This window comes from Bradyrhizobium sp. Mp19, assembly GCF_029952935.1.
In the GTDB taxonomy this organism is placed as follows: domain Bacteria; phylum Pseudomonadota; class Alphaproteobacteria; order Rhizobiales; family Xanthobacteraceae; genus Bradyrhizobium; species Bradyrhizobium elkanii.
In genome coordinates this window covers 1-20,852 of sequence record NZ_JASAUT010000091.1, presented here as the reverse complement: position 1 = coordinate 20,852, position 20,852 = coordinate 1, and the positions used below count along the sequence as shown (strand labels likewise).

At 58.1% G+C, this 20,852-nt stretch carries 16 protein-coding genes and 2 pseudogenes; 12 read left to right on the top strand and 6 right to left on the bottom strand.

Annotated elements, in window-relative coordinates:
- Nucleotides 1-1,178: 1,178 nt before the first annotated feature.
- Complete coding sequence (locus QJT82_RS42630) at nt 1,179-2,867, top strand: HrpF/NolX family T3SS translocon protein (RefSeq protein WP_026192317.1); 1,689 nt, start codon at nt 1,179-1,181, stop codon at nt 2,865-2,867.
- 164 nt (nt 2,868-3,031) lie between these two features.
- Here QJT82_RS42630 and QJT82_RS42625 read toward each other — a convergent pair whose 3' ends face one another.
- The gene (locus tag QJT82_RS42625) at nt 3,032-3,232 is read right to left on the bottom strand and encodes a hypothetical protein (RefSeq protein WP_155258683.1); all 201 of its coding nucleotides are present in this window, start codon (nt 3,230-3,232) and stop codon (nt 3,032-3,034) included.
- A gap of 862 nt (nt 3,233-4,094) precedes the next feature.
- Between QJT82_RS42625 and QJT82_RS42620 the strand changes: the two genes are divergently transcribed.
- From QJT82_RS42620 to QJT82_RS42595, 6 genes are all read left to right on the top strand, one after another.
- Nucleotides 4,095-4,328, top strand: a complete 234-nt coding sequence (locus QJT82_RS42620; RefSeq protein ID WP_075968406.1) for a hypothetical protein — start codon at nt 4,095-4,097, stop codon at nt 4,326-4,328.
- A 116-nt stretch (nt 4,329-4,444) separates the two neighbouring features.
- On the top strand, nt 4,445-5,335 hold the full coding sequence (locus QJT82_RS42615) for a hypothetical protein (protein ID WP_026192316.1): 891 nt from the start codon (nt 4,445-4,447) through the stop codon (nt 5,333-5,335).
- Nucleotides 5,336-5,368: 33 nt separating this feature from the next.
- Entirely contained in the window at nt 5,369-5,905 is a 537-nt protein-coding gene (locus QJT82_RS42610) for a hypothetical protein (RefSeq protein WP_016847917.1), read from the top strand.
- A 2-nt stretch (nt 5,906-5,907) separates the two neighbouring features.
- Nucleotides 5,908-6,333 carry a hypothetical protein gene (locus tag QJT82_RS42605; protein WP_050994308.1) on the top strand — a complete coding sequence of 142 codons (426 nt, stop codon included), beginning with the start codon at nt 5,908-5,910 and terminating at the stop codon, nt 6,331-6,333.
- Nucleotides 6,334-6,341: 8 nt separating this feature from the next.
- On the top strand, nt 6,342-8,465 hold the full coding sequence (gene sctV, locus QJT82_RS42600) for a type III secretion system export apparatus subunit SctV (protein WP_028343136.1): 2,124 nt from the start codon (nt 6,342-6,344) through the stop codon (nt 8,463-8,465).
- Nucleotides 8,466-8,673: 208 nt separating this feature from the next.
- On the top strand, nt 8,674-9,075 hold the full coding sequence (locus QJT82_RS42595; protein WP_225161263.1) for a tetratricopeptide repeat protein: 402 nt from the start codon (nt 8,674-8,676) through the stop codon (nt 9,073-9,075).
- Nucleotides 9,076-9,275: 200 nt separating this feature from the next.
- Here the strand turns inward: QJT82_RS42595 and QJT82_RS42590 are convergent, their stop codons facing one another.
- The gene (locus QJT82_RS42590; RefSeq protein ID WP_018269940.1) at nt 9,276-9,596 is read right to left on the bottom strand and encodes a hypothetical protein; all 321 of its coding nucleotides are present in this window, start codon (nt 9,594-9,596) and stop codon (nt 9,276-9,278) included.
- A 746-nt stretch (nt 9,597-10,342) separates the two neighbouring features.
- On the opposite strand from QJT82_RS42590, the gene QJT82_RS42585 reads away from it, so the two are divergent.
- A complete protein-coding gene (locus QJT82_RS42585) occupies nt 10,343-11,053 on the top strand; it encodes a hypothetical protein (protein WP_240537185.1) in 711 nt (236 codons plus the stop codon).
- 59 nt (nt 11,054-11,112) lie between these two features.
- Here QJT82_RS42585 and QJT82_RS42580 read toward each other — a convergent pair whose 3' ends face one another.
- Nucleotides 11,113-11,277 carry a hypothetical protein gene (locus QJT82_RS42580; protein ID WP_016847912.1) on the bottom strand — a complete coding sequence of 55 codons (165 nt, stop codon included), beginning with the start codon at nt 11,275-11,277 and terminating at the stop codon, nt 11,113-11,115.
- 288 nt (nt 11,278-11,565) lie between these two features.
- On the opposite strand from QJT82_RS42580, the pseudogene QJT82_RS42575 reads away from it, so the two are divergent.
- The 4 genes and pseudogenes from QJT82_RS42575 to QJT82_RS42560 all read left to right on the top strand — a co-directional run bounded on the left by QJT82_RS42575 (nt 11,566) and on the right by QJT82_RS42560 (nt 17,109).
- A pseudogene (locus tag QJT82_RS42575) lies at nt 11,566-12,743 on the top strand (pitrilysin family protein).
- A gap of 56 nt (nt 12,744-12,799) precedes the next feature.
- Complete coding sequence (locus QJT82_RS42570) at nt 12,800-14,185, top strand: pitrilysin family protein (RefSeq protein ID WP_016847909.1); 1,386 nt, start codon at nt 12,800-12,802, stop codon at nt 14,183-14,185.
- 1,358 nt (nt 14,186-15,543) lie between these two features.
- A complete protein-coding gene (locus QJT82_RS42565; protein WP_018269936.1) occupies nt 15,544-16,293 on the top strand; it encodes a hypothetical protein in 750 nt (249 codons plus the stop codon).
- Nucleotides 16,294-16,353: 60 nt separating this feature from the next.
- Nucleotides 16,354-17,109, top strand: coding sequence for a hypothetical protein (locus QJT82_RS42560; protein ID WP_018269935.1), 756 nt, complete (start codon nt 16,354-16,356; stop codon nt 17,107-17,109).
- Nucleotides 17,110-17,312: 203 nt separating this feature from the next.
- On the opposite strand, the gene QJT82_RS42555 is transcribed toward QJT82_RS42560, so the two are convergent.
- The 3 genes and pseudogenes from QJT82_RS42555 to QJT82_RS42545 all read right to left on the bottom strand — a co-directional run.
- Nucleotides 17,313-19,145 (bottom strand): NEL-type E3 ubiquitin ligase domain-containing protein, encoded by a 1,833-nt coding sequence (locus tag QJT82_RS42555; protein ID WP_016848203.1) that lies wholly within the window; start codon nt 19,143-19,145, stop codon nt 17,313-17,315.
- Nucleotides 19,146-19,975: 830 nt separating this feature from the next.
- Nucleotides 19,976-20,221, bottom strand: coding sequence for a hypothetical protein (locus QJT82_RS42550; RefSeq protein WP_225161260.1), 246 nt, complete (start codon nt 20,219-20,221; stop codon nt 19,976-19,978).
- A 124-nt stretch (nt 20,222-20,345) separates the two neighbouring features.
- Nucleotides 20,346-20,852 (bottom strand): annotated as a pseudogene (locus QJT82_RS42545) (hypothetical protein); the annotation flags it as partial.

Below are 20,852 nucleotides of genomic sequence, written 5' to 3'. Positions count from 1 at the left end.
AAAGGCGGACTTCTCTTGCTTCGGGTATCATCCCGACCTTGAATCACGACTCACGTTCCAAGAAAAGTGGGTACTAGCATCGGATTTGGCCGAAGCTTGGAGCCGCGCCGTCACGCGCCGAGCCATCATTCGACGGCGGACGTGCCGCCACCACTGGTCCTCACTCGCCAAGCCGCCACATTCCTTAGATCGACATGCTGAGAAACTGCAATGTGATGTCAGGCAGGCACCCGCGGACAACAACTTTCGCCATCGCGGGTGTGCCGCACATGGCCGAACCGCGAGGAGAAAACTTATTCGTCTCCCAAGTCGTTAAACCTGCTCTTGCGGCTAGTTTGCGTCCGCCCTTCGTAACCGCGTGACCCAACTGTTATCTCGTATTGAGCCCGCGACGTGGATTCGATGCAGGGTCGAAGAGCGCAGCGGCCAAGGACGAACAAAAGGACTTAGGCCGGGCGTCCGAGCTTTGATGTTTGTCAGTGCAAGTTGGGTCCGCTCAACGCGTCTGACGATGGAGTTTTTCGAGGACTTGGTCGACGACCGGTATCTGAGCCGACCATGCTGGATGCGCAGCTCAGAAGAGCCAGCAGCTCAGAAGAGCGAGCACTTTTTCTGGCGCAGGCGCGGGGGTGGCTACTGCGAAATCAGCGCCCACCTTAAGGTGTTCCGGAGCTCTTGCGAGATTGTTGGACCAAATCAACGAATGCTCCCGATAGGCAGACGTAAAGCTTTAACTCGCTGACATGGCACCAGGCCAGGCGAACGCAACTAAGCGAAGCTGGCACCGGCATTGAAATACGTCCAGGTCCCTTGCGGGCAAGACTACTTCATCAATCACCCTGAAATCGTCTGAGCGCCGTCAGCTTCTCGAAAGGTTGTCCGTTTTACCATACGGGCGAATATTTAGACGGCGGCGTTCCCATGGATAGTCGCGAAACTGAGCGCTGAAGGCGCACTGAGCAACAGGATGCAAGTGGTAGGACCTGTTGAACTCTGCCGATCAACACTCCCTGTTCGTCGCGATCTCGGGCCGCGCCGGTGACCGTCTTGTGGTGCACACTTACATCGGAGGACGTGTAATGTCAGTCGACCTATCGCCAACCGCCAACTCAACTGTGGCTTTCTCCGGAATGCCCGCCCCTCCCTCGTCGGCGCAGGACTTTTCCAGCTTTCAGGCGATGCTGGCCAGCCTCTCCTCGAAAGACACGACCAACGATCATTCAGCATCGCAAGTGACGGCCTCCACAGAATCAACCAAGCAACTGACTGAGGAACTCACGCAGGAGGCGCGGAGTATCCTGCCACCAGAGATAAGGGCAGCATTGGATGCATATCAGGATGACCCACAGCCGTCCTGTGCTGCCGGCAGCCCAATCATTGCGGAAGCGCCCGTACAAAGCTCAAGGATCACCTGGAACGGTGGCACGCTGACTAATGCGGAACTGCAGATTGTCTCTGTGCTGAACCGCCACAAGGACAAATGCCCGCTTGATTGGAAGTCTCTGGGAGATTTGGCCAACGATCCCTCGACACCGCCGGATCTAAAGGCGGCGATCGAGGCACTGCAACAGGACCCGGAGCTCTTCTATGCGATCGGTTCGCAAGGCGACGGCCGCTGTGGCGGCAAGATCAAAGCGGGCGATCTCAGCGGCTTTTCCGACCATCACCCTCAAGTTGCCGCGTTCCAGGAGCAGCGGGCGCGGATCTACGAGCAGAACTACATGCCATCCGACGGTACCGGGAACGGTGAGCCATCGGTCATGACACTGACCGATGCCTTGCGCGAACTCTACCGCTATTCCGATAACCTGCCCAAGAACTTGAGCCTTGCGGATTTCAGGCGCATCGTGGACGGCAACGCCGACATTGGCAAATGCCCCCCACAGGTCCTCGCCGCGGCTCAATATTTTCTCGACCACCCGGATCAATGGAAGCAGTTGTACGGCGGCTCGATAGATAAGGTCCACAAGGAGGACTTCCTGCAGGTCGCTTCGTCATCGATGAGTCTCACTCGACCCGAGCTGAGCACACTAAACACGATCAACAAGAACCAGGACGCTTTCTTTGGAAATGGCGATCTGACCCGGGAAAAGCTCGTGAGTATGGTGGACGACAAGAGCCTTTCCCCTGAGGTGCGAAGCGCGGCTTCCCAGCTGCTCTCGGATCCTGTGCTGTTCGGATTGATGAACAACGCGATTACTGGTTACAAAACCCACCACAAGTTTTTCGACTTCGGCGGCGGCCATACGGTCGATTCCGGAAACATCAGCAGAAACGATTTCAACCAGTTCTTCAACAACATGTCTGGTGCGAACCGCGCCGCTCCGCAATTGAAAACGCATGCCGCTCAAACGCCGGCCGAACAGGAGGCTACCGCAGACATGATGATTGGCGCGGCAGATCAGCCCGACATCAAGTCTCCCAAGAAGAACGGTGGCGCCCTCATGCACGCAATTAATGACGTGCTCAAGGTAGGCTCGAAGGTACTCGACTGGACAGCGACGGCCGTTGGTGTACTCGGCTTCATTCCAGGGCTGGGCGAACTGGCCGATCTTGCTTCAATGGTGATCGAGGCCGAAGCGCAAGCTGCAAATCTTCTGCACACCGCGATCAGCGGCGGCAACATGAAGAAGGCGCTGGAGGAAGCCGGGCTGAGTCTTGCGGCGCAGGCCGTGGGCTGCATCGCCGGCCCCGAGGTCAAGATAGCGATTCGAGAAGGCTTGGTGAAGCAGGCAATTCAAGAAGCGGCGACGGCCGGCATCAATCTGCCGGTGTCGATGGCCCAGTCCTACGCGGAGGACTATCTGAATAACCTCAAGGCACGGATTGAATCCGAGCGCACGCAAGCTGCAGGTGCCTACGCCTAGTCGTAGCGGCGCTAACGAAAGGCCAGCTTGCGCGGCCTGCGCGGTAGGGTCGTCCCCGCCGCGCAGGTCGCGCAAGCATATTCGATGCTTACACCGACGAGCGTGCTTGTCGCTAGCTAAACCGGCGCATTTGTCGGCTGCACTCGAGCACCCGACGGGCGTTCTCACATCGCGTGCGCCACCGCGAAGATTTCGCCGGGCCGATTGCGCCACCCATCGCGGACGGTAAACTTGTTGATGCCTTCACGCCGCGACGGAACCGGTGGAGTGGCGTGCCTGACCGGTTTACGTCGTCGGATCGAGAGCACATTAATGGAGGTGACGCTCAAGGTCCTTGTCTCCAGCGCCTCCTGATCGCTGTCCACGAAAGTGATCCATTTTTATGGGCCTGCTCCGAGCGGGAATGGAAGATCGCTCTTCATCGCTGACTCGCATGAGCAACTTTATCCTGGCGCAGCAGCCCGGGACAGGATCTAGACAAATCGCTGCGTGGTTCGAGGTACCTAAACTGCCGAACGAGCTGCGAGGGGTCCAAAGCCGGGCGAGTCCCGAGATGGGCCACGTCAAAGCTTAAGCCCGTTTTATCCGTCCGGCGCTTACATTCCGCTTGTCAACGCTGCGCTTTGATGAACAACGGCTTGCCTGATCAAGTGCCACATAGGCGAGGTCTTGTACCAACCCTGTGATCTGCAGCTTACGCCGACACACTGCCGAAATATGAGGCGGCCTGTCCAGAGGCAACATCAAAGAGATCGGCTCACAGAATTTCTGAGGCTCGTCAGCTTGTCGAAAGCTAATGCTTCCATAGTAGCCGTGACGGCGACCGCTCCCTCCGCACGAACGAAGTTTTGAAGTAGGAGAACCCGATGCGCATTTCCAGCTCTAGCGCCGCTGGGCACCTTGATTCCGACCTCCACGCGACTGGCGGCGGCAAAAAAGGATCTCGGGCGCCTGGCGAGCACGATGATCATGGCCAATCGCATGGTGCAGGCGCTCCCTTAAATGGCGGCGCGTCTGGTCCAGACGCTGACTCGCAAGCCGCTGCTATGCAGCAAGCGTTCAACGTCGCTCTCGGCGCCGTCGCTATGCAGTTTGTAAGTAGTGCAATGGGTCGTTTCGACGACGCCATGGCCGAGACAGAGGAGGATTCCTGACCTCGCATGTTGCGGCGTCAGGAAAATCGGAGCCGCAAGGCGCGGCAATCTTCAAATAAACAGGAGAGACAATATGGCTGATAAGGTTGGTGCTTCTCATTCCTCGACGGCGGGTGGCGCAGCTGGTACTGCTACTGCAGCCGCGGGTTCCGCCGCAGCTGAAGCTGCGGGAGAAGCGGCATTCAACAGGCAGCTCGCCGCCCTGACTGCCAGCAGCACGAAGGCTGCTGAAAGGGATGTAGAACTTCGCGTCGTCTCGACAGAACTCTCGACCGTCAAGAAAGTGGCCGACGAGCGGGTGCAGTAACGGATGAAGCGGGACGAAATTATATCCTCCCGCTTTTGCCGGCCGCATGATCTGTGAAGTCGCAACAGACCGTACGGCTTTGCCGTACGGTCTCGTTCTTCATTCAGGAGACGATCGTGAATGAACCAGCTTCCCCGCTATTCGAAGTGTTGTCGGGGTGTTATTCCGGGTTGACCGGCAAAGCGGGGAGCGGCTCCTGCTTGATTGGCAGCAGCCTCGATGCTGATTTGGTCTTCATCGAGCAAGGCCTCGAACCGCACCATCTTCGCGTCAGCTGGCATATCAGCTCGATCGAGATCGAGGCCCTTGCCGCGGACGTCGCGATCGAGGGTCGCGGCCCTATTTCGCCAAATGAGACCGTTGTTGTCCCTCTTCCTGCCGTCATCCATATGGGCGCGATGTCCATTCGCTGCTCGACCGAAGGCACTCAGCAAGCCGGCTCTACCGGGCGCTGGCATGTACCGATTATCCCGCTTGCCTTGGTCCTCATCAGCTCTGCCGCAGTTGGCACCCTTTCAACGAGATTTGTCCAGTTCGACAGCGCCGCAGCGCTGAGCACCTCGTCCTCCGCCACGGACATTGCCCCCAAAATCGCGCTCGCGACCCCTGATGTTCCGGCCACCGACGCAGCGGCTCAACGGCTGCAAGGGGAAGTTGACGCGGCGGGCCTGCTCGGCATCAAAGTCAGTTCCGGGCCGGGCGTTGTGACCGCCGATGGCACTATTACGCCTGCCTCGCTCGCTAAATGGCGGGAAGTCCAGCAGCGGTTCGATGTCCAAAGCAATGGTGCTTATACGCTCGTCAGTGCGGTCGCCATCAAGGAGGAGAAGGCGCCCCCCGCAATTGCCGTCCAGGCAGTTTGGCGCGGAAGCGCCCCTTATCTGGTCATTGCTGGTCAAAAGTACTTCGCGGGTGCACTCCTGAGCAATGGATGGACCGTAAAGGAGATCGAGGACGGACGTGTGCTGCTGACACGCAATGGCCAGCTTGCTGCTTTGTCTTATTAGAGTTTTAGCCCGCGGCCAACGAAGGAACGTTTCATGACTAGGCTGCCGCAGCGGTCCGTAGAGCCTGGCATCGCCTTTCAGGGAATTAACAACGAGCATCATGCACCTGTTATCGCCCCGGCCACACCTCAGGCCAGCAGCGTCGGCATCGACAAGGTCCATGGAAACGGCAAGGGTCACACGTCAGTTGTCCAACAGCGCGAAGCGCAGGAGCGGTTGGCTGCCAGCACGATCGATAACGCGCTCGAACTCAAGTCAATCGATCCAATCTCGCGGATCAATCCCACCGATGCCACCGAGCACGCAGGTAAGATCGAAACGAGTTCGGAACTTGCCTGCCTGAAGGGCCCCAATCTCGCGCATAGCCTGCTCTCCTTCGTCACGCCCCGCCTGCGTCATTCGCATGTAGTACGTCCGGAGCAACACGGCCTTCTCCTCGAGCGTCTGGCCGATGCGCTGTCAGCCGCGCCAGAGGGCTCGGTGGCAGGCGAAGGGGCTGCGCTTCTGCGGCTGGAGCTGCGGCGTTTAATCCTGCTCCGGCAGAATCACAACAGCTTGATCCAAGGCTAGCAATGCCAGATCCGCACGAAGTGCAGCACTTCACACCTACCCGGTCGTCGAATGTTTCCAAAGCCGATCGGGCAGTTCCGATCTCTGGGCCCGAGCGCGATTTGCTCTGCACGCTTTCCTATGTCCACCTTGCGTGCGGGCAGAGCGCACACAGTCTGGCGCTCTTGCGGCTCGTCGTTCACGAACATTCTCAAGACGTCGAGCTGCTTCGCATCCTCGCCTATGCCCTCATCTCGGAGCGCCTCGGCGAGGAAGCGCTATCGGTATTGGACAGGCTGGACATGCTTGATGATCAGCCATCGTCGCGTCTGCCATTGCTGCTGCTGCGCAGCCATGCTCTGCGTCAGGCTGGCCGCATGGCCGAGGCGCAGGCCACCTTCAAGCGCTATGTTTCCTTGCGGGGCAACCCGGCTCCGGTCAAACAATAAGGCTTTGCATGGCCAGTCACCTACGAAATCTCGTCGCCCGCGCACCGGCCCATCCGGATATCATGGTCGCACTGATGCTGCTTCTGGCGATCGGCATGATGATCATGCCGATCCCGATCATCGTGATTGACATGCTTATCGGCTTCAACCTCGGCTTTGCCATATTGCTGCTGATGGTTGCCCTCTATCTCAGCACGCCGCTTGATTTTTCGTCGCTGCCGGGCGTCATTCTGATTTCGACGGTTTTTCGTCTGGCGCTGACCATCGCAACAACACGCCTGATTCTTGCGGAGGGCGACGCCGGCAGCATCATCCGCACCTTTGGCGACTTCGTCATTTCGGGGAATATCGCTGTCGGAATCGTCATATTCCTGATCGTGACCATGGTGCAGTTCATGGTCCTTGCCAAAGGCGCCGAGCGCGTCGCAGAGGTGTCAGCGCGATTCACGCTCGATGCACTTCCGGGCAAGCAGATGGCGATCGATGCGGAGCTGCGCAACAACCATATCGATCAACACGAAGCACGTCGCCGGCGCGCGGCACTTGAGCAAGAAAGCCAACTTCATGGTGCAATGGATGGCGCCATGAAATTCGTGAAAGGCGACGCGATCGCCGGGTTGATCGTCATCTGCATCAATATGCTGGGCGGAATCAGCATCGGCCTGCTCTCCAAGGATATGTCGCTCGATGCCGCGATGCATCACTATACGCTGCTGACGATAGGTGATGCGCTCATTTCACAGATTCCCGCACTGTTGCTGTCGATTACGGCCGCGACCATCGTCACACGGGTCAACGGGCCTTCCAAGCTCAAGCTTGGGGCCGATATTGTCAGCCAACTTACGGCGAGCACACAAGCGCTTCGGCTGGCGGCCTGCGTCTTATTGTTAATGGGATTCGTTCCTGGCTTCCCCTTGCCCCCGTTCGTCATCTTGGCCGTCCTCTTCGCTGCCGCAAGCTATGTCAAGGTCGGCGCGAAAGGCGACGAGCCTGCCGCGAAGACAGGCGCAAACGTCACTGCTTCGGCACCGGCTCCAGCACAGGCACAGGCACAGAAGCAAGCCGCTCATGCGGAAGCACTTCCGATTGCGTTATTCCTTGCGCCGAACCTGACACATTCAATCGACAAAGACGAGTTGGAACAAAGCATCGCGCGCGTTTCCACGTCGGTATCGGCAGACCTTGGAATCACGGTTCCGCGTATCCCGGCCCGGATTGACCAGAACCTGTCCAAGTCGCAGTTCAGGATAGATGTCGATAGCGTGCCGGTTGAACGGGATGTGATCGATCCGACGCAACTCGTTCTCAACGATGATATTGCGAACATTGAACTAAGCGGCATCCCATTTCGGCAAGATCCGGAGACGGCTCGCGTATGGATCGAAGAACGCCATGCAGCTGCGCTCAAAGCCGCCGGGATCGGACACCACCGTCCGGTCGAAATTCTTGCTTTACGTCTCCATTCCACATTGACACGCTACGCACAGCGCCTGGTAGGCATTCAAGAGACACGTCAACTGCTTGCCCGAATGGAGCAGGAGTACGCCGATCTGGTGAAGGAAGTGCTTCGTACGGCGACCATTCCTCGGATCGCAGAGGTCCTGCGCCGTCTGCTCGACGAGGGGATACCCATTCGCAACACTCGCCTCCTCCTGGAGGCCCTTGCAGAATGGAGTGAACGCGAGCAGAACGCCGTCCTGCTCACTGAATATGTTCGTGCCGCCCTGAAGCGGCAGATCTGCTTTCGCTATGCCAATGCCCACCGCGTTGTGGCCGCCTTTATCATCGAGCGTGAGACTGAAGAGATAGTGCGCGTTTCGGTGCGCGAAACCGCTGTCGGACCATATCTCGTTCTGGACGATTGGCAGAGCGAGAAGCTGCTTTCACAATTCCGTCAGATCCATTCGACCATCGCACAAAGCCAAAGCCAGCCCGTCATTCTCGGCTCGATGGATATCCGGCGCTTCGTACGCGGCTTTCTCACCCGCAACGGGCTCGATCTGCCCGTTCTGTCTTATCAGGATCTCGCCTCGGAGTTCACAGTCCAGCCGATTGGGTCCGTGAAACTTCCGGCTACCAAGGAAAGGGTTCCTTCCTCGGAGCGTGGCGGGCTGCTTCCAGCCGCAAGTTAACAGAGCACAGCAGCTCGTCGTGAGATAGCCTATGAATTCCTATGAGATAAGCCTCTGGCGACGCGCATGCTTCCTTCGCTCAGCCTTGTGCTCAAGCTCGCTCGCTCTTGTTCTGCTCGCAGGCTGCGCTAACCCGGATAGGTCGGCCCTTTCATCGCGGCAGACGCCCTCGTCAGACCTAGCTGACGCCAAGGCGATCGATCCTGGCGTGCGCGAACGAATTCCATACAGCCTCGGTCGGGATGCTGATGAGCAAACTCTGCGCGATACGTTGAAGCAACAACCAAACAATGTCGATGCGGCGATCTCTCTTGCGCGGGTCCTGCTGGCCCGCAAATCGCCCGATCAAGCCCTTGAGGTTCTCGATAATGTCCTCTTGGCGGCTCCCGGCGATCTGCGCACACTGAACGCCAAGGGCGTTGTCCTCGATCAGAAGGGCCGCCATCAAGAGGCGCAAGGGCTATACCGCAAAGCTCTCGAAAGAGAACCCTCAAATGCGATGTTGCACAACAATCTCAAACTGTCGCTTGCGCTAGAAAGTAAGACGGAGACCGAGGATGCCGGGTCACAACCGCGGATGGATGACGCCTTGGCGCGCAGCGAACAATAGCGTGCAAAAGCTTGACGCTTGAGTGGCCGGCTTGCCGATAACTAGGCTCCCCTTAATCGGCCGCACTATACGCCGCCGCAAAACCTCAAAAGTAATTAGAGATGCGATCGATAATTGTATCGCCACGTGTAGTAACATTGCAATTCATCCGTTACTTACCTTGCATATGACACCGCCACCTTGCGCCGGCAGAGACCAAATTAAGCCTGCAGTCCGACATTCGTGAGAGCTTTCGCGGCTTCGATAGAATAGACAACATCCTCCGTGAACCGCTGCTTGGCGCCTTTCATCCACCCCTGAAGAATGCCGATCTGGTCGGGCGCTGAAGACGTCGAGGAGACATGCTTGAAGAACTCTGTCAACTGCGTCGCTTCGATTTGAATGCGCTCCTGCCAGTGCCAATAGGCCTCTGAGTACTTTTTCACAAACTCGCTTTGCGCTCCGATGGCTCGCTTCGTGAAGTCCTGAAATGCGCCGGCTGCAATGCCGATGTCATCGTTGATCCCGGTTTCTTTCGTCATCGCCATCTCCTGTATGGTTGTATATGGACGAGACGACGCCTGAGCAGCGCTCCCGCATGTCTCCCATGATCACTAATTGACGCGCCCACACACCATCTCATGATTGTGAGGCCACTATTGTCACTTCTCGACCGAGCAAGCGACGTGCCACAAACGATCGTGAGGGCTTGCCGTCCACGAACAGGAAAAACATGTACTTGATACAGCGCTCCCGCAGCCCTGATCCGCAGCGTCGGACTCTGGACATAATAAGTATCACACCGGACAGGGCAGAGTGCGACAGGAATAAGGGCAATGGCAGTTCGTACTAAACAGCGACGAAGGTGGATCGGGGAGCATTGCCAACGCTTCAATGCTCCGAGCCTGCTCAGCGCGCATTCTCGCACAGACCGTTGCTTGGTGCATGTCCCATCGCTCGAACTCCGCGCCAGAATATAGTGACGGCAAAGGCGTCGTGCAGTCCGAGCAACCGGCCGATGGTAGACTGACGATGCTATGCGTGTCGATCAGTACGACGAAACCAGTCGGCTGGTAAACGCGCGTATTCCACTTCTTCTTGGCTTGCTTCTCACCGCGATGAACTTTCGCTGGCCATTGACCGCAACCTTGGATGGGCCGAGAACAGTACGACCCGGACTTGCCCCACCAAAACTGAGAGGCGACGGCCGTTTCGTATGCAGCTAATATTTGCCAGGGTTCGGAAAGACAAAAACGTTCGCTTAAGCGCTCGCGGCTAGGGGACAGGGATGATCACGCCGGTTCGACGGGACTGGAATCCAAGCGAATTGTTCAGCGCTCTTACACCTGCGATGTTCAGCGCCGAACCATCAGCCATACGCGCACGTTGGGATAAATTGTGGCCTGATTTATACACGGAATATGACGCCCGGCATTTGAAACAAGAACTTGCCGCCAGAAATCTCATCGCGACCGATGAAGCTGCAGCATTTCTCAGCGCCTGGGTGATTGATGAAGAGCGCCACACCAATGGCTTCATCCGGATCATTGAACTTGTCGCGAACGGATCCGAAAAGCATCTTCGCGAGAGGTTGGGCGCTCGATCGCATGATTTTGGTCCGATTACCGATTACCTGAAGGACGAATTCTCCTTGTTAGTTATGATTGCGTTTGACGAAATGTGCACTTGCCGCGCCTACGCGGCAGAAAAGCCGTTTTACGACGCTCTTGGGAACAACACGTTTCATCATTGGCTGCGAGAGATAATTGCCGACGAGGCGGTTCATTCGATGAACGCTGTTAATGTCATTCGCGCGCGCTATCGCGACCGCATTGGGCAAGTCGGCGCAATACTCGATAGCCTCATCCGCGCGTGCGATAATCTACGCTATTCTGGCACCTTCGTCCTCGACTACTTCGGCACAGCGTACTCCAAGGAGCTTCTCGCCAACTCTCGCCTCGCCACCATGAGAAACATCGTCAAGCCACTCCCGGCGTAGAACGAGACAGCAACAGGCGACAGGGATTTGATCCGGAGTCATATCGCGGTTCAATTTGTCTATCCCCGCTGCCATTCTACGGTTTGCGCCAGATTGTCGTGTGCTTTCTTGCGCAATGTCGTGTTCACGACCTGCCGGCCGTTGACCTTTGACCAGAACACGCGCGCCGGATCGGTCTTGCGTCCGGTTGGCGCGCCGTGCGGCCCGTGCCGCACATCGGGCATTTGGCCCGACCTTTGCTCCTTGCCAAACCGTGTACAGCCTCCTGTTTTGTCGGTCTATCTGCCACAAAACATGGATCTCTATGGAGCGAAGGCAAGGCCATGAAGAACCGGAGTACCGTCAACGCCATGGCGTCGAGCATCGCTACTGGCGCTATCGATTCAGTGACACCCACCTCCCCGGCGGTCGAGCACAGGACGGCTGATAGCACCAATCGTAACCTATACTCTTCTGCGGAGGAGAGCATCTTTGCTGAGGACAAGGCCAGATCGGATCGACCGGCTACCCTCATGCTTCCAAACGGCCTGCAAGTGGTGATGATTCCGGATCATCGCGCACCCGTTGTGACTCAGATGATCTGGTATAAGGTTGGCTCCGCCGATGAGCCGGCGGGCAAATCGGGGCTAGCGCATTTCCTTGAACACCTGATGTTCAAGGGCACAACCAAACATCAGGCGGACGAATTCTCCCAGACCGTGCTGCGCGTCGGCGGCAATCAGAACGCCTTCACGGGAAGGGACTATACCAGTTATTTCCAGCACGTGCCGCGCGAACAGCTCGGCAAGATGATGGAATTTGAAGCCGACCGCATGACCGGTCTTATTCTCAAGGACCGGGACGTATTGTCAGAGCGCGACGTCGTGCTGGAGGAATATAATATGCGCGTCGCCAACAGGCCGGATGCGCGGCTTGTCGAGCAGATGATGGCGGCGCTCTACCTCAACCATCCCTACGGTCACCCTGTGATCGGCTGGCGGCAGGAGATCGAAAATCTCGACCGCGAAGACGCGCTCGCTTTCTACAAGCGTTTCTACGCGCCGAACAACGCCATCCTGATCATCGCGGGTGACGTCAAGGTCAGCGAGGTCCGCCCGATGGTGGAAAGGAATTTTGGCGGCATTCCCCCGCAGCCATCGATTCCTGCGGAACGCCTGCGACCGCAGGAGCCAACGCCGGCCGCGCCGCGCACCGTGACGTTGGCAGATCCCCGCGTCGAGCAGCCAGCCTTGCGCCGTCTCTATCTCGTACCCTCGGCTCGCACCGCGACCGCCGGGGAGAGTCCAGCGCTTGAGGTGCTCTGCAAATTGATGGGTGGTGGCATCAATTCGAGATTTCTGCCACGCCGAAACCGGGCGTCGAGCTCGGGCAGCTCGACTGCGCCATTGACGAGACGGTCGCCGATATTGCGCACAATTCCCCGCAGGCAGAGGATTTCGAGCGGGTCAAGACACAGCTGATCGCGCAAGCAATCTATGCCCACGACAACTTGGAAGAGCTCGCGACCTGGTATGGCGGCGGACTGACGACCGGATTGAGCATCGACGACGTCCGAGGCTGGTCGGACAGCATCCGCGCCGTACGGGCGGAGCAGGTACTCGAGGCCTCGCGCAAATGGCTCGACAAGAAGCGCTCGGTGACCGGCTATCTCACCAAAGCGACGTCAAAGCACACGGAGAAACGATCATGACCTGTTCCTTTACACGGCGTTCCGTCCTCATCGGCGGAGCTTCATTGTCAATTGGAATGCTTGTTTCGCCAGATTCGCTCGGCGCCGCCAAGAGCGTTGCCGCGGCCAAGATCCAGCGCCTGGTCTCGCCCTGTGGGGTAGAAGCCTGGTTCGTCAAAGACGCAACTGTCCCGTTTATTGCGATGGAATTCGCTTTCAACGGCGGCGCGACACAGGACCCCGCCGACAAAGCCGGCGTCGGCCACATGGTCGCTGACTTGCTCGATGAAGGCTCCGGCGATCTCGACTCCAAGAGCTTTCACGAGCGGCTCGACCGTCGCGCCATTGAGCTGAGTTTTGGATCGACGCGCGATCAGTTCCGCGGTGCCTTACGCACGCTCGAGGAAAACGCGGATGAGGCCTTCGACCTTTTACGGATGGCACTAACCTTACCCCGTTTCGACGCGGCCGATGTCGAACGGATCCGTGCCAGCCTGCTCGCGAATCTTAGGAATGATTCAAACAATCCTTCATCGCTCGCCAATCGCAAGTTCCTCGAAGTCGCCTTTAACGATCATCCCTATGCTCGGCCAGCCGGAGGCACGCTCGAGAGCGTCCCGAAGATTGGCGTCACCGATCTCAAGGGCTATGTCCGGCGCGTGATCGCAAAAGACACCCTCAAGATCGCTGTGGTCGGTGACATTCAGCCAGACGTCCTCTGCGGACTGCTCGACAAGGCGTTTGGCGGCCTGCCGGCCAAGGCGGACTCGGTGCCGATTCGCGACGTCGTCGCAGCAAAGCCGCCGCAGCGCGTCTTCATTCCGCTCGATGTGGCCCAGACGGCTGTGACTTTCGGTGGTCCCGGCGTCCGCCGCAGTAAGCCCGATTTCATGGCCGCCAATATCGTCAACCACGTTCTCGGCGGCGACGGTCTGTCGTCACGGCTGTTTCGCGAAGTTCGCGAAAAGCGCGGGCTGGCCTATTCCGTCCGTCAGCAGCTGGTCTGGATGAATCATTCCGCCGTGTTCGTAGGCAACAGCGGCACCCGCGCCAATCGTGCCGGCGAGACGCTTGAAGAGATTGAGAAGCAGGTCCGCCGTATCGCCGACGAGGGCCCGACCCGACAAGAACTCGACGATGCAAAATCTTACCTGAAGGGCTCGAAGATGCTGGCTCTCAATTCTTCATCAAAGCTAGCGCGAACGCTGCTGCAGCATCAGCTTGACAAGCTACCTATCGACTATATCGAAAACTACAATACCATCGTCGATGCGGTGACGTTGGAAGACGCCAGGAAGGTCGCGCAGCGGCTGTGGGGCCAGGGTCTGCTCACCGTTATCGTCGGCCGCTCCCCACCGGTCGCGGCCGAGTCGGCACCTGTTCCCTCCGCCACGACGACCCCGTCACACGCCGAGCAGCTAGGCGCCACACCATCACCCGCTTTACCGAGGAAACCCAATTAACTCTCAGGCAACCTCAGCGCCGCAGGCACGAGACTCGCTCTCCACGTCCTCCGGTAAAGAACCGGCAGTTTGCTGCGGCGGAGCAAAAAAATTGCGCTCAAATTCTCGCACTAGCGGCGTAATCACACATTAACCGCTTGCCGATCGTTGCTAATCTCTCACTGCTGGCCCAAGCGGAATTCTTGGCCCTGGGGCCTTCGCAGAGCTAGAGTTTGCTCCTGTCGGCGGACTCCGGGGCAGAGAAGCAGGAGCTATGAAGTCGACGCTTCTTGTTTCCGCTCCTTACCCGATTTGCTAGCAAATATGTGCTTTTAGCTGCCTTGCGCTTTACAGGTGTGCTCAGTTACTGCGACCCTGGCGAACTGGCGTTATGTTCTGTGGTGTCACGCGGCCCGATCCTGAATACCTGTGACGATGATCAGCAGCGGCCCATCGTGGCAGCGGCAGCCCCACAATAACGGCGGGTTCCCTCGACGGCGCCGCCTGGGATGCCACCTGATCGGCCGCATTGTGGCGGACCTGATTATATGCACGAGAAAATTATCGCTTTCGACATGTCGCGGAACGGGCGACTCTCCGAGCGACCAACCTCCGTGTCGCTAGATGCAAGTATGGGGGATGGTCGGTGACGCTCATGCCCAAAGTGAAGATCCCTAATTGAGATGGTCATCAGGCTCGCCGATCAAGCAACTGCAGAAGGGCCCGTCGGATACCGCTTCCCGCCGTCGAACAGGTCCACAGAGCCGAGGTCCCGGGCCGAGCTCTCAGCTCGGCGCTCTGACATTCGAATGTGCAACGAGGCTTTAAACAGGCCGCTGCTCGATAGTTTTCTTGTTGTGTTCGCTCGTCACGTTGCCTGCCGGATGAGACGGCCGCCATGATTGTCGAGTTAGATGTCTGACGATCAACCGGATCAGCACGGCCGTGCGACCCAACGCGCCGAAAGCGTCTTAAGCACCGGGGCGGAACACCCCGGTCATGCCCACGCCAAAGCCCAACTTTCCTGACGTACGTGAGACTCTCGAATTGTTTGCGCTGATCAACGATCAAATTGAATTAGCATGATGGTGATCGCGATCATCAGCGCGCATGGTCGACTGCTCGAATAATTTGTCCTTTCAGCTCACCACAAACCTCACGTGAAACGCGATCACGAGAGATTAGTTATTGTCATCGAATTGCATCGTCGTCGCAATCAAAGAGCTCCGATGGCTCGGCACTGGAAAACCTCATCAATCGGGCCGCACCCGCGTCGAAGATTCAATAGCCCCTTCTTTCTGCCATGTTCGCATCCAAAGCAAAGACACGCCGATTGCGCACGTCGCGCGCGGCAATAGCGAGTGTCTCAGGAGAATTCCATGGTGAAGCCGGTTGTGATTGTGGTGGGCGCGGACAAAGGAGGCGTCGGCAAGACGACCGTATCACGAACGCTTCTGGACTACTTCAACGTCAATAACGTGCAAACACGCGCATTCGACACGGAGTCGCCGCGGGGAACGTTGAAGCGATTCTATCCCGCAATCACCGAGATCGTCGATATGGCGACGACGGCGGACCAGATGAAGATCTTCGATACCCTGAACTCAGGGCTATCCGTCACCGTTATCGATGCTCGCGCCGGCTTACTATCCACAGCACTGGCCTCCTTGCGCGACATCGGCTTTTTGGATTCGGCGCGATCCGGCCAGATCACTTTTGCCGTATTCCATATTCTGGGATCATCCATCGCTTCGCTGGACGAGATCGCCGAGACCGCGACCTACATGGCCGGCGCAAAGTACTATCTGGTGAAGAACTTCATCAACGATACTCAATTCTTCCAGTGGGACCAGTCGACCTATAATTCTTATTTTCACCGCATCAAGCATGCGACCGAGTTGACCATCCCGAAGCTCAACGAGATGGCCTACGAGCAGGTCGAAGTCGCTTCTGTCCCATTCGTCGATTTTGTCGCAAACAAGGGCCGGAACGATGAGCCGGCGAACAATTCCTTCGTTCTGCGCGGCTATGTACGGCACTGGCTGGCAAATGTCTGGAGCGAGTTTGATCGCATCAACTTGACGGAATTGGCCGGCGCCAAGTCAGCGACTCGGAGCGACGATAAGTAGTCGCATTATCGGCGAGCGACGGGTTGAGCCCAGGGACGAAGTGAGATTGATCTGCTGGCTATGTTAGCGACTCCTATCTACATCATCTGCTCTCCTAGCCCGCAGGTCGGCAAAACTCTCGTCGCTCGCCTCGTGAGCGAGTACTTGCTGCTGAAAAATGGTACGGCGCTCTCCTTCGATGTAAATCTCAAGGAACCGTCATTGCTCGATTATCTCCCCAACATCACGGAGACCGCAGATGTAATTGACACTTACGGTAAGATGCAACTGATGGACCCACTGATCATACACGATCGGGTAGCCAAGGTGATCGACCTCGGCTTCCACGCCTTCGACGAGTTCTTCAAGATGTGCGAGGAGATCGGCTTCATCAAGGAAACAGCACGCTGCTGTGTCGCGCCTGTCATCCTCTTCGTCGCGGGCGCTGACCGCCATTCCTTCCGTGGTTATCAAATGCTGCGGCGGCAGATTCCACCGGCGGCGCTGGTCACCGTCCACAATGAATTCGTGCTGCGCGAAGGACTACCTGACGCGATGGATTGTGAGCGAGTGCTCCGGATTTCCGCGCTCCCGTTGTTTCTAAAGAGATATATCGATCGGCTGAGTTTTTCCTTCACCGGGTATCTGCGCGACGAAAAGGACTGGACCACCGAACTGCATCAGTGGATCCGGCGAAACTACACCATGCTTCGTGATTTGGAGTCGAGCGTGATGCAGCGAGGGTCCTATCGATCTCGCGCAACGAATATCGAGAGCCTACGAGGCACAAGGGCGACTGTGGGACCGGTTCACTATCCATTTCGCTATCAGAGATGAACGAGTGATATTCGACAGAGTGCTCGCCTGGTCGAGTAGTCGATAGAACGATTTCTCTTGATCGTCCGCACAACCTAGCGACCGAGACCTGCCGGCAACTCATTCGCTCGACGAAACTTCTCCATTCGTTCCTCGATAAGGATCGATAGCCGCCTGAGATTGCGCGCAGCTGGCCGGATCGACGGCTCCCGCTCGAGGGCGCTTCAAAGCTCAAGTCCGAATCTCTCGAGGACCTGATGCATGACCGGGCCTTTGATCTCGAGGGCGATCTCTTTGCGAATCTGGGCGCCAAGCACTCGCTCTGCATCGGCATCGCCCGTCAGACCATTCTCGGCCAGTCGCCGATCCAAGCGGGCTTGGAATTCATCGCCCATCGCGTCGACGAGCCGCCTCTCCATTGCAACATGGTCTTCGGGTGCGATGCGCCTCAACACGCTTTCCCATGGGTGCCAGCGCGTTGCCAGGTAGTCCGGAAATTCCGCTGCCTCCTGATTGCGCACCGACGCCTCGGCTCTGACAATATCGTCCTCGGTCACGTTAGAGACATTCAAGAAGCGCATATCCGGAGCGATGTGCAGCAGCTGCAGCGGGTTGCGCAGCTGGGTCTGGTAGGCAAGGTAGACCTCGATCTCGTCGACGTCGGCGTCAGGATCGGCACGACGAAGGGAATTGACCGTCTCGCGTGCGATCCTGTCCAGCGCCTCCAGACGAAACAGGACCCGGCCCTGCTGGAGCAGCTCGGTTAACCGGCCGTCATAGACGCCGTCTTCAACGTCAGCGTTCAGCCGTGCGCTCTGCATGCCGTTCCAGGTCAAGGTAACCCGATCTTCGCAGCGCTCGCTCGCTCCCGAGGCCAGTTGGAAAAACTGTTCACGCAAACGCGGCCTGACGGCTGCTTGCCGCAGATCCTCGACGACCGCCTGCCGGAACGCTTCGTTGCCATAGTTCACGGTACCCCCGAGCCGGTCGAGGAAGCGTGCATAGTCTTGCGCACCCGGTTCTTGGGCGAAGCGCTGCCAAGTGGCCATTACCGACGGCTCGGCCTCGAGCCAGTGCGCCACAACCTCTTGCAGCGAGCGCGGCTGGACTTCCAGCGCGCCTTCGGCCGTCGATAAAAAGACCTGCGGGCCTGCATAGCCCGCTGCATGTATCGTTGCCGTCAGGCCAGCCTGCACCAAATCGGGGAGCGGATTATTCTCCAGATTAACGCTAGAATAACCGCTTAGCTGTGTCAGCAGGGTCTCGGGTACGCTGGTCAGCTGGTTGTTGCTGGCGCCGAGCCAAATTAGGTCGGGAAGCGCCGTTTCGGGCAGACTGGTCAGTTCGTTGTGGCTAGCGCTGAGCCATTGGAGCCCGCCCGGAAGAGGCTCGGGCAAGTCCGTCAGCTGATTGTGGTCGACGTTGAGGCGCTGGAGCCGGGATGGAAGGTCGGGCAGATTGGTCAAGCGGTTGCCGCTGGCGTCCAGTTCCTCAAGCGTCGCCGGAAGGCGATCAGGCAGACTGGTTAGCTGATTGTTATCGACCCTCAGCCGCAGCAACCCGGGCGGTAGCTGTGCGGGCAGGTTGGTGAGCCCGTTGCTGATGACATCGAGCTGCAGCAGGCCATTTGGAAGCTCGGGCAGGCCGGTCAGCCGATTATTGCTGGCAGAGAGCCACTGGAGACTGACCGGAAGGTTCCCAGGAAGGCTGTTCAGCTGATTGTCGTCGACATTCAGGCGACGCAGCCCGGCCAGGGTCGACGCAGGCAAGCCGGTCAGGGACAGGGACGACAAATCTAGGGCCTCATTAACATCGCCTCTGTCCTGCCAAGCCCTCGTACGACTTACCGCTTCTCGACGGTCCTCGTGTTGCCCCTGCCCGCCTTCGGCGGCCCAGGTCGACAAGACCTCGAGCTGCGAGCTGGACGCCTCGCCAGCGGACGCCAGCGCATCCGTCAGGGCTTCGCCCCACTGCGTGGCAGCCGGAGATGCCGGCTCGGAGGTTTCCGAATCGGAAGTTCCCGAAGGAGTGCCTGAGCCAAGCTGCTCTGTATTCATCGCCGTCTCTCCGTATCCAAACCAAGCGCGTCCGCAGCCGCACCTTTAAGCCGTCAGCCTCACCAGGGTTGGCGCGCTGATCGGCTGATGACAAAGCTGGCGGTCATACGGCGCAATCACCGCCCACGGCTGGCGCGCACACCTGCCGGCCTGCAGGCGAGCAACTGCAGCTCACCGCAGCACAGCCAAAGCCTCGGCGGTAAATCCCTTGATGGATACCATCCAATTCTCTTGCCAGATCTGAGAACGTCAAGCCGGACCAGCCAGTAAAGATGTTCCTGCTACGAGACGTAGCTGTCGATAAGCTGACGGGCTTCAGAGCGACGAACAATGGGCGGACGGCTGGCCATCAGCCTCTCCCGAAGCTTAGGCGTAGATAGCGGACCGACGAAAAGCAGACGAGGATCAACCGAGTTTTAAGCTTGGCAAAATGCTCGCTGTTTACGGCGCCTCGGCGGCGCGGCGCTGATAGCCGGCGAGTTGCGGCTCCTACTCCCGAGGCAACAAACCGCCCCCTGCTCATTCAGATGGCCACGTTGGGACGCTAGCTTGAAAGCCCGCGATCCCATGTAGCACCGCTCACGCTTCACTGCGAGGCGGTACGCCCCGGCGCAATCGGCAAAGGCTGGCTGATAACCTCCTAGATGGCGAGTCCCCACCTATTCTGACATCGGCGGCAAGGATCGATCTTGCCAGATCGGTTCAGACTGCCGCAGGTTTCGGCCAGCAAAAGCGGACGACTCGGCCCTTGCCGGGGCGCTTTCTCAGTCGAACAACGCGCGCCCGGCTGCATCTGACACTGATTCGATGGAAGTTTCTTAACTTCGAGATCAATGCATTAGATCCGCCCCGCGTCCGATAAACTCGAGCACCGACTGCGCCTCGTTGATTTCGCTTGAAACGCGCTTCAATATCCGAACTGCCACCTCTTCCGTCGCGATCAGCCCCGCTCTTTCGCAGGCTAATCCGAAATGATGCATCACCTGTTCGTAGGAGGGCGCAACACGATTCTGCAACAAGCTGATCGCCAATGATGAGAGCATCTGCTCGACGACATCCTTCTCAGCCTGGATCAACAACTACGTCCTTCCGATTGTTTACTCAATTCTGTGGCTGTGCACGCCTCCGACTGCATCCCAAGAGGGTCGCTGCGTGGGATTGTCGTGTTGTGACCTCGCCGCATACTACGCATGAACACCGCTAGGAAGAGGCTTCTTTGGCCGATTGCCTTGTTTGGTGGGACCACTTCTCCCCTGACCGGAGCTGAGTGGCTTCACTTTGTATCAGTTGCAGCTCCTCGATGATCTTCGCTATCGCCTCATGCCCTGCTTCGCCTTGCGGCCACCTATTGAAGCCATCCATCAGACTCTCCGATTCCGGTTTGGTAAAGTCAAAGAACCGGATACCGCGGCCTAGGACCTCATTGACGATCGCGATCGTGGCTTGGCGAGCGGCGCTCTGCAGCGGCCATCTATTGAAACCGATCACCAGGCCCCTGAGATCCTGGGCAGTGAAGTCTGAGAGTCCCGTCCTGCGGCCGGCACGGCGAAGGACCTCGTCCGCGAGCACAACGGTCACTTGACCACACGGCAGCTCCTCCGGCCAATTGCTGAAGCCGTTCACTAGGTTCGCGAAGTCGGATCGTAGCCATGTCGTTCTGTGAGCCAAGGAGTTGCCAGACATATTTGTCTTCCTAAGACCGCTTTG

Coding starts and splice junctions, on each gene's coding strand:
- QJT82_RS42565 (WP_018269936.1), top strand. CDS start 15,544: ATGGTGAAGCCGGTTGTGATTGTGGTGGGCGCGGACAAAGGAGGCGTC.
- QJT82_RS42620 (WP_075968406.1), top strand. CDS start 4,095: ATGGCTGATAAGGTTGGTGCTTCTCATTCCTCGACGGCGGGTGGCGCA.
- QJT82_RS42585 (WP_240537185.1), top strand. CDS start 10,343: ATGATCACGCCGGTTCGACGGGACTGGAATCCAAGCGAATTGTTCAGC.
- QJT82_RS42605 (WP_050994308.1), top strand. CDS start 5,908: ATGCCAGATCCGCACGAAGTGCAGCACTTCACACCTACCCGGTCGTCG.
- sctV (WP_028343136.1), top strand. CDS start 6,342: ATGGCCAGTCACCTACGAAATCTCGTCGCCCGCGCACCGGCCCATCCG.
- QJT82_RS42580 (WP_016847912.1), bottom strand. CDS start 11,277: ATGCCCGATGTGCGGCACGGGCCGCACGGCGCGCCAACCGGACGCAAG.
- QJT82_RS42555 (WP_016848203.1), bottom strand. CDS start 19,145: ATGAATACAGAGCAGCTTGGCTCAGGCACTCCTTCGGGAACTTCCGAT.
- QJT82_RS42610 (WP_016847917.1), top strand. CDS start 5,369: ATGACTAGGCTGCCGCAGCGGTCCGTAGAGCCTGGCATCGCCTTTCAG.
- QJT82_RS42560 (WP_018269935.1), top strand. CDS start 16,354: ATGTTAGCGACTCCTATCTACATCATCTGCTCTCCTAGCCCGCAGGTC.
- QJT82_RS42590 (WP_018269940.1), bottom strand. CDS start 9,596: ATGACGAAAGAAACCGGGATCAACGATGACATCGGCATTGCAGCCGGC.
- QJT82_RS42570 (WP_016847909.1), top strand. CDS start 12,800: ATGCTTGTTTCGCCAGATTCGCTCGGCGCCGCCAAGAGCGTTGCCGCG.
- QJT82_RS42630 (WP_026192317.1), top strand. CDS start 1,179: ATGCTGGCCAGCCTCTCCTCGAAAGACACGACCAACGATCATTCAGCA.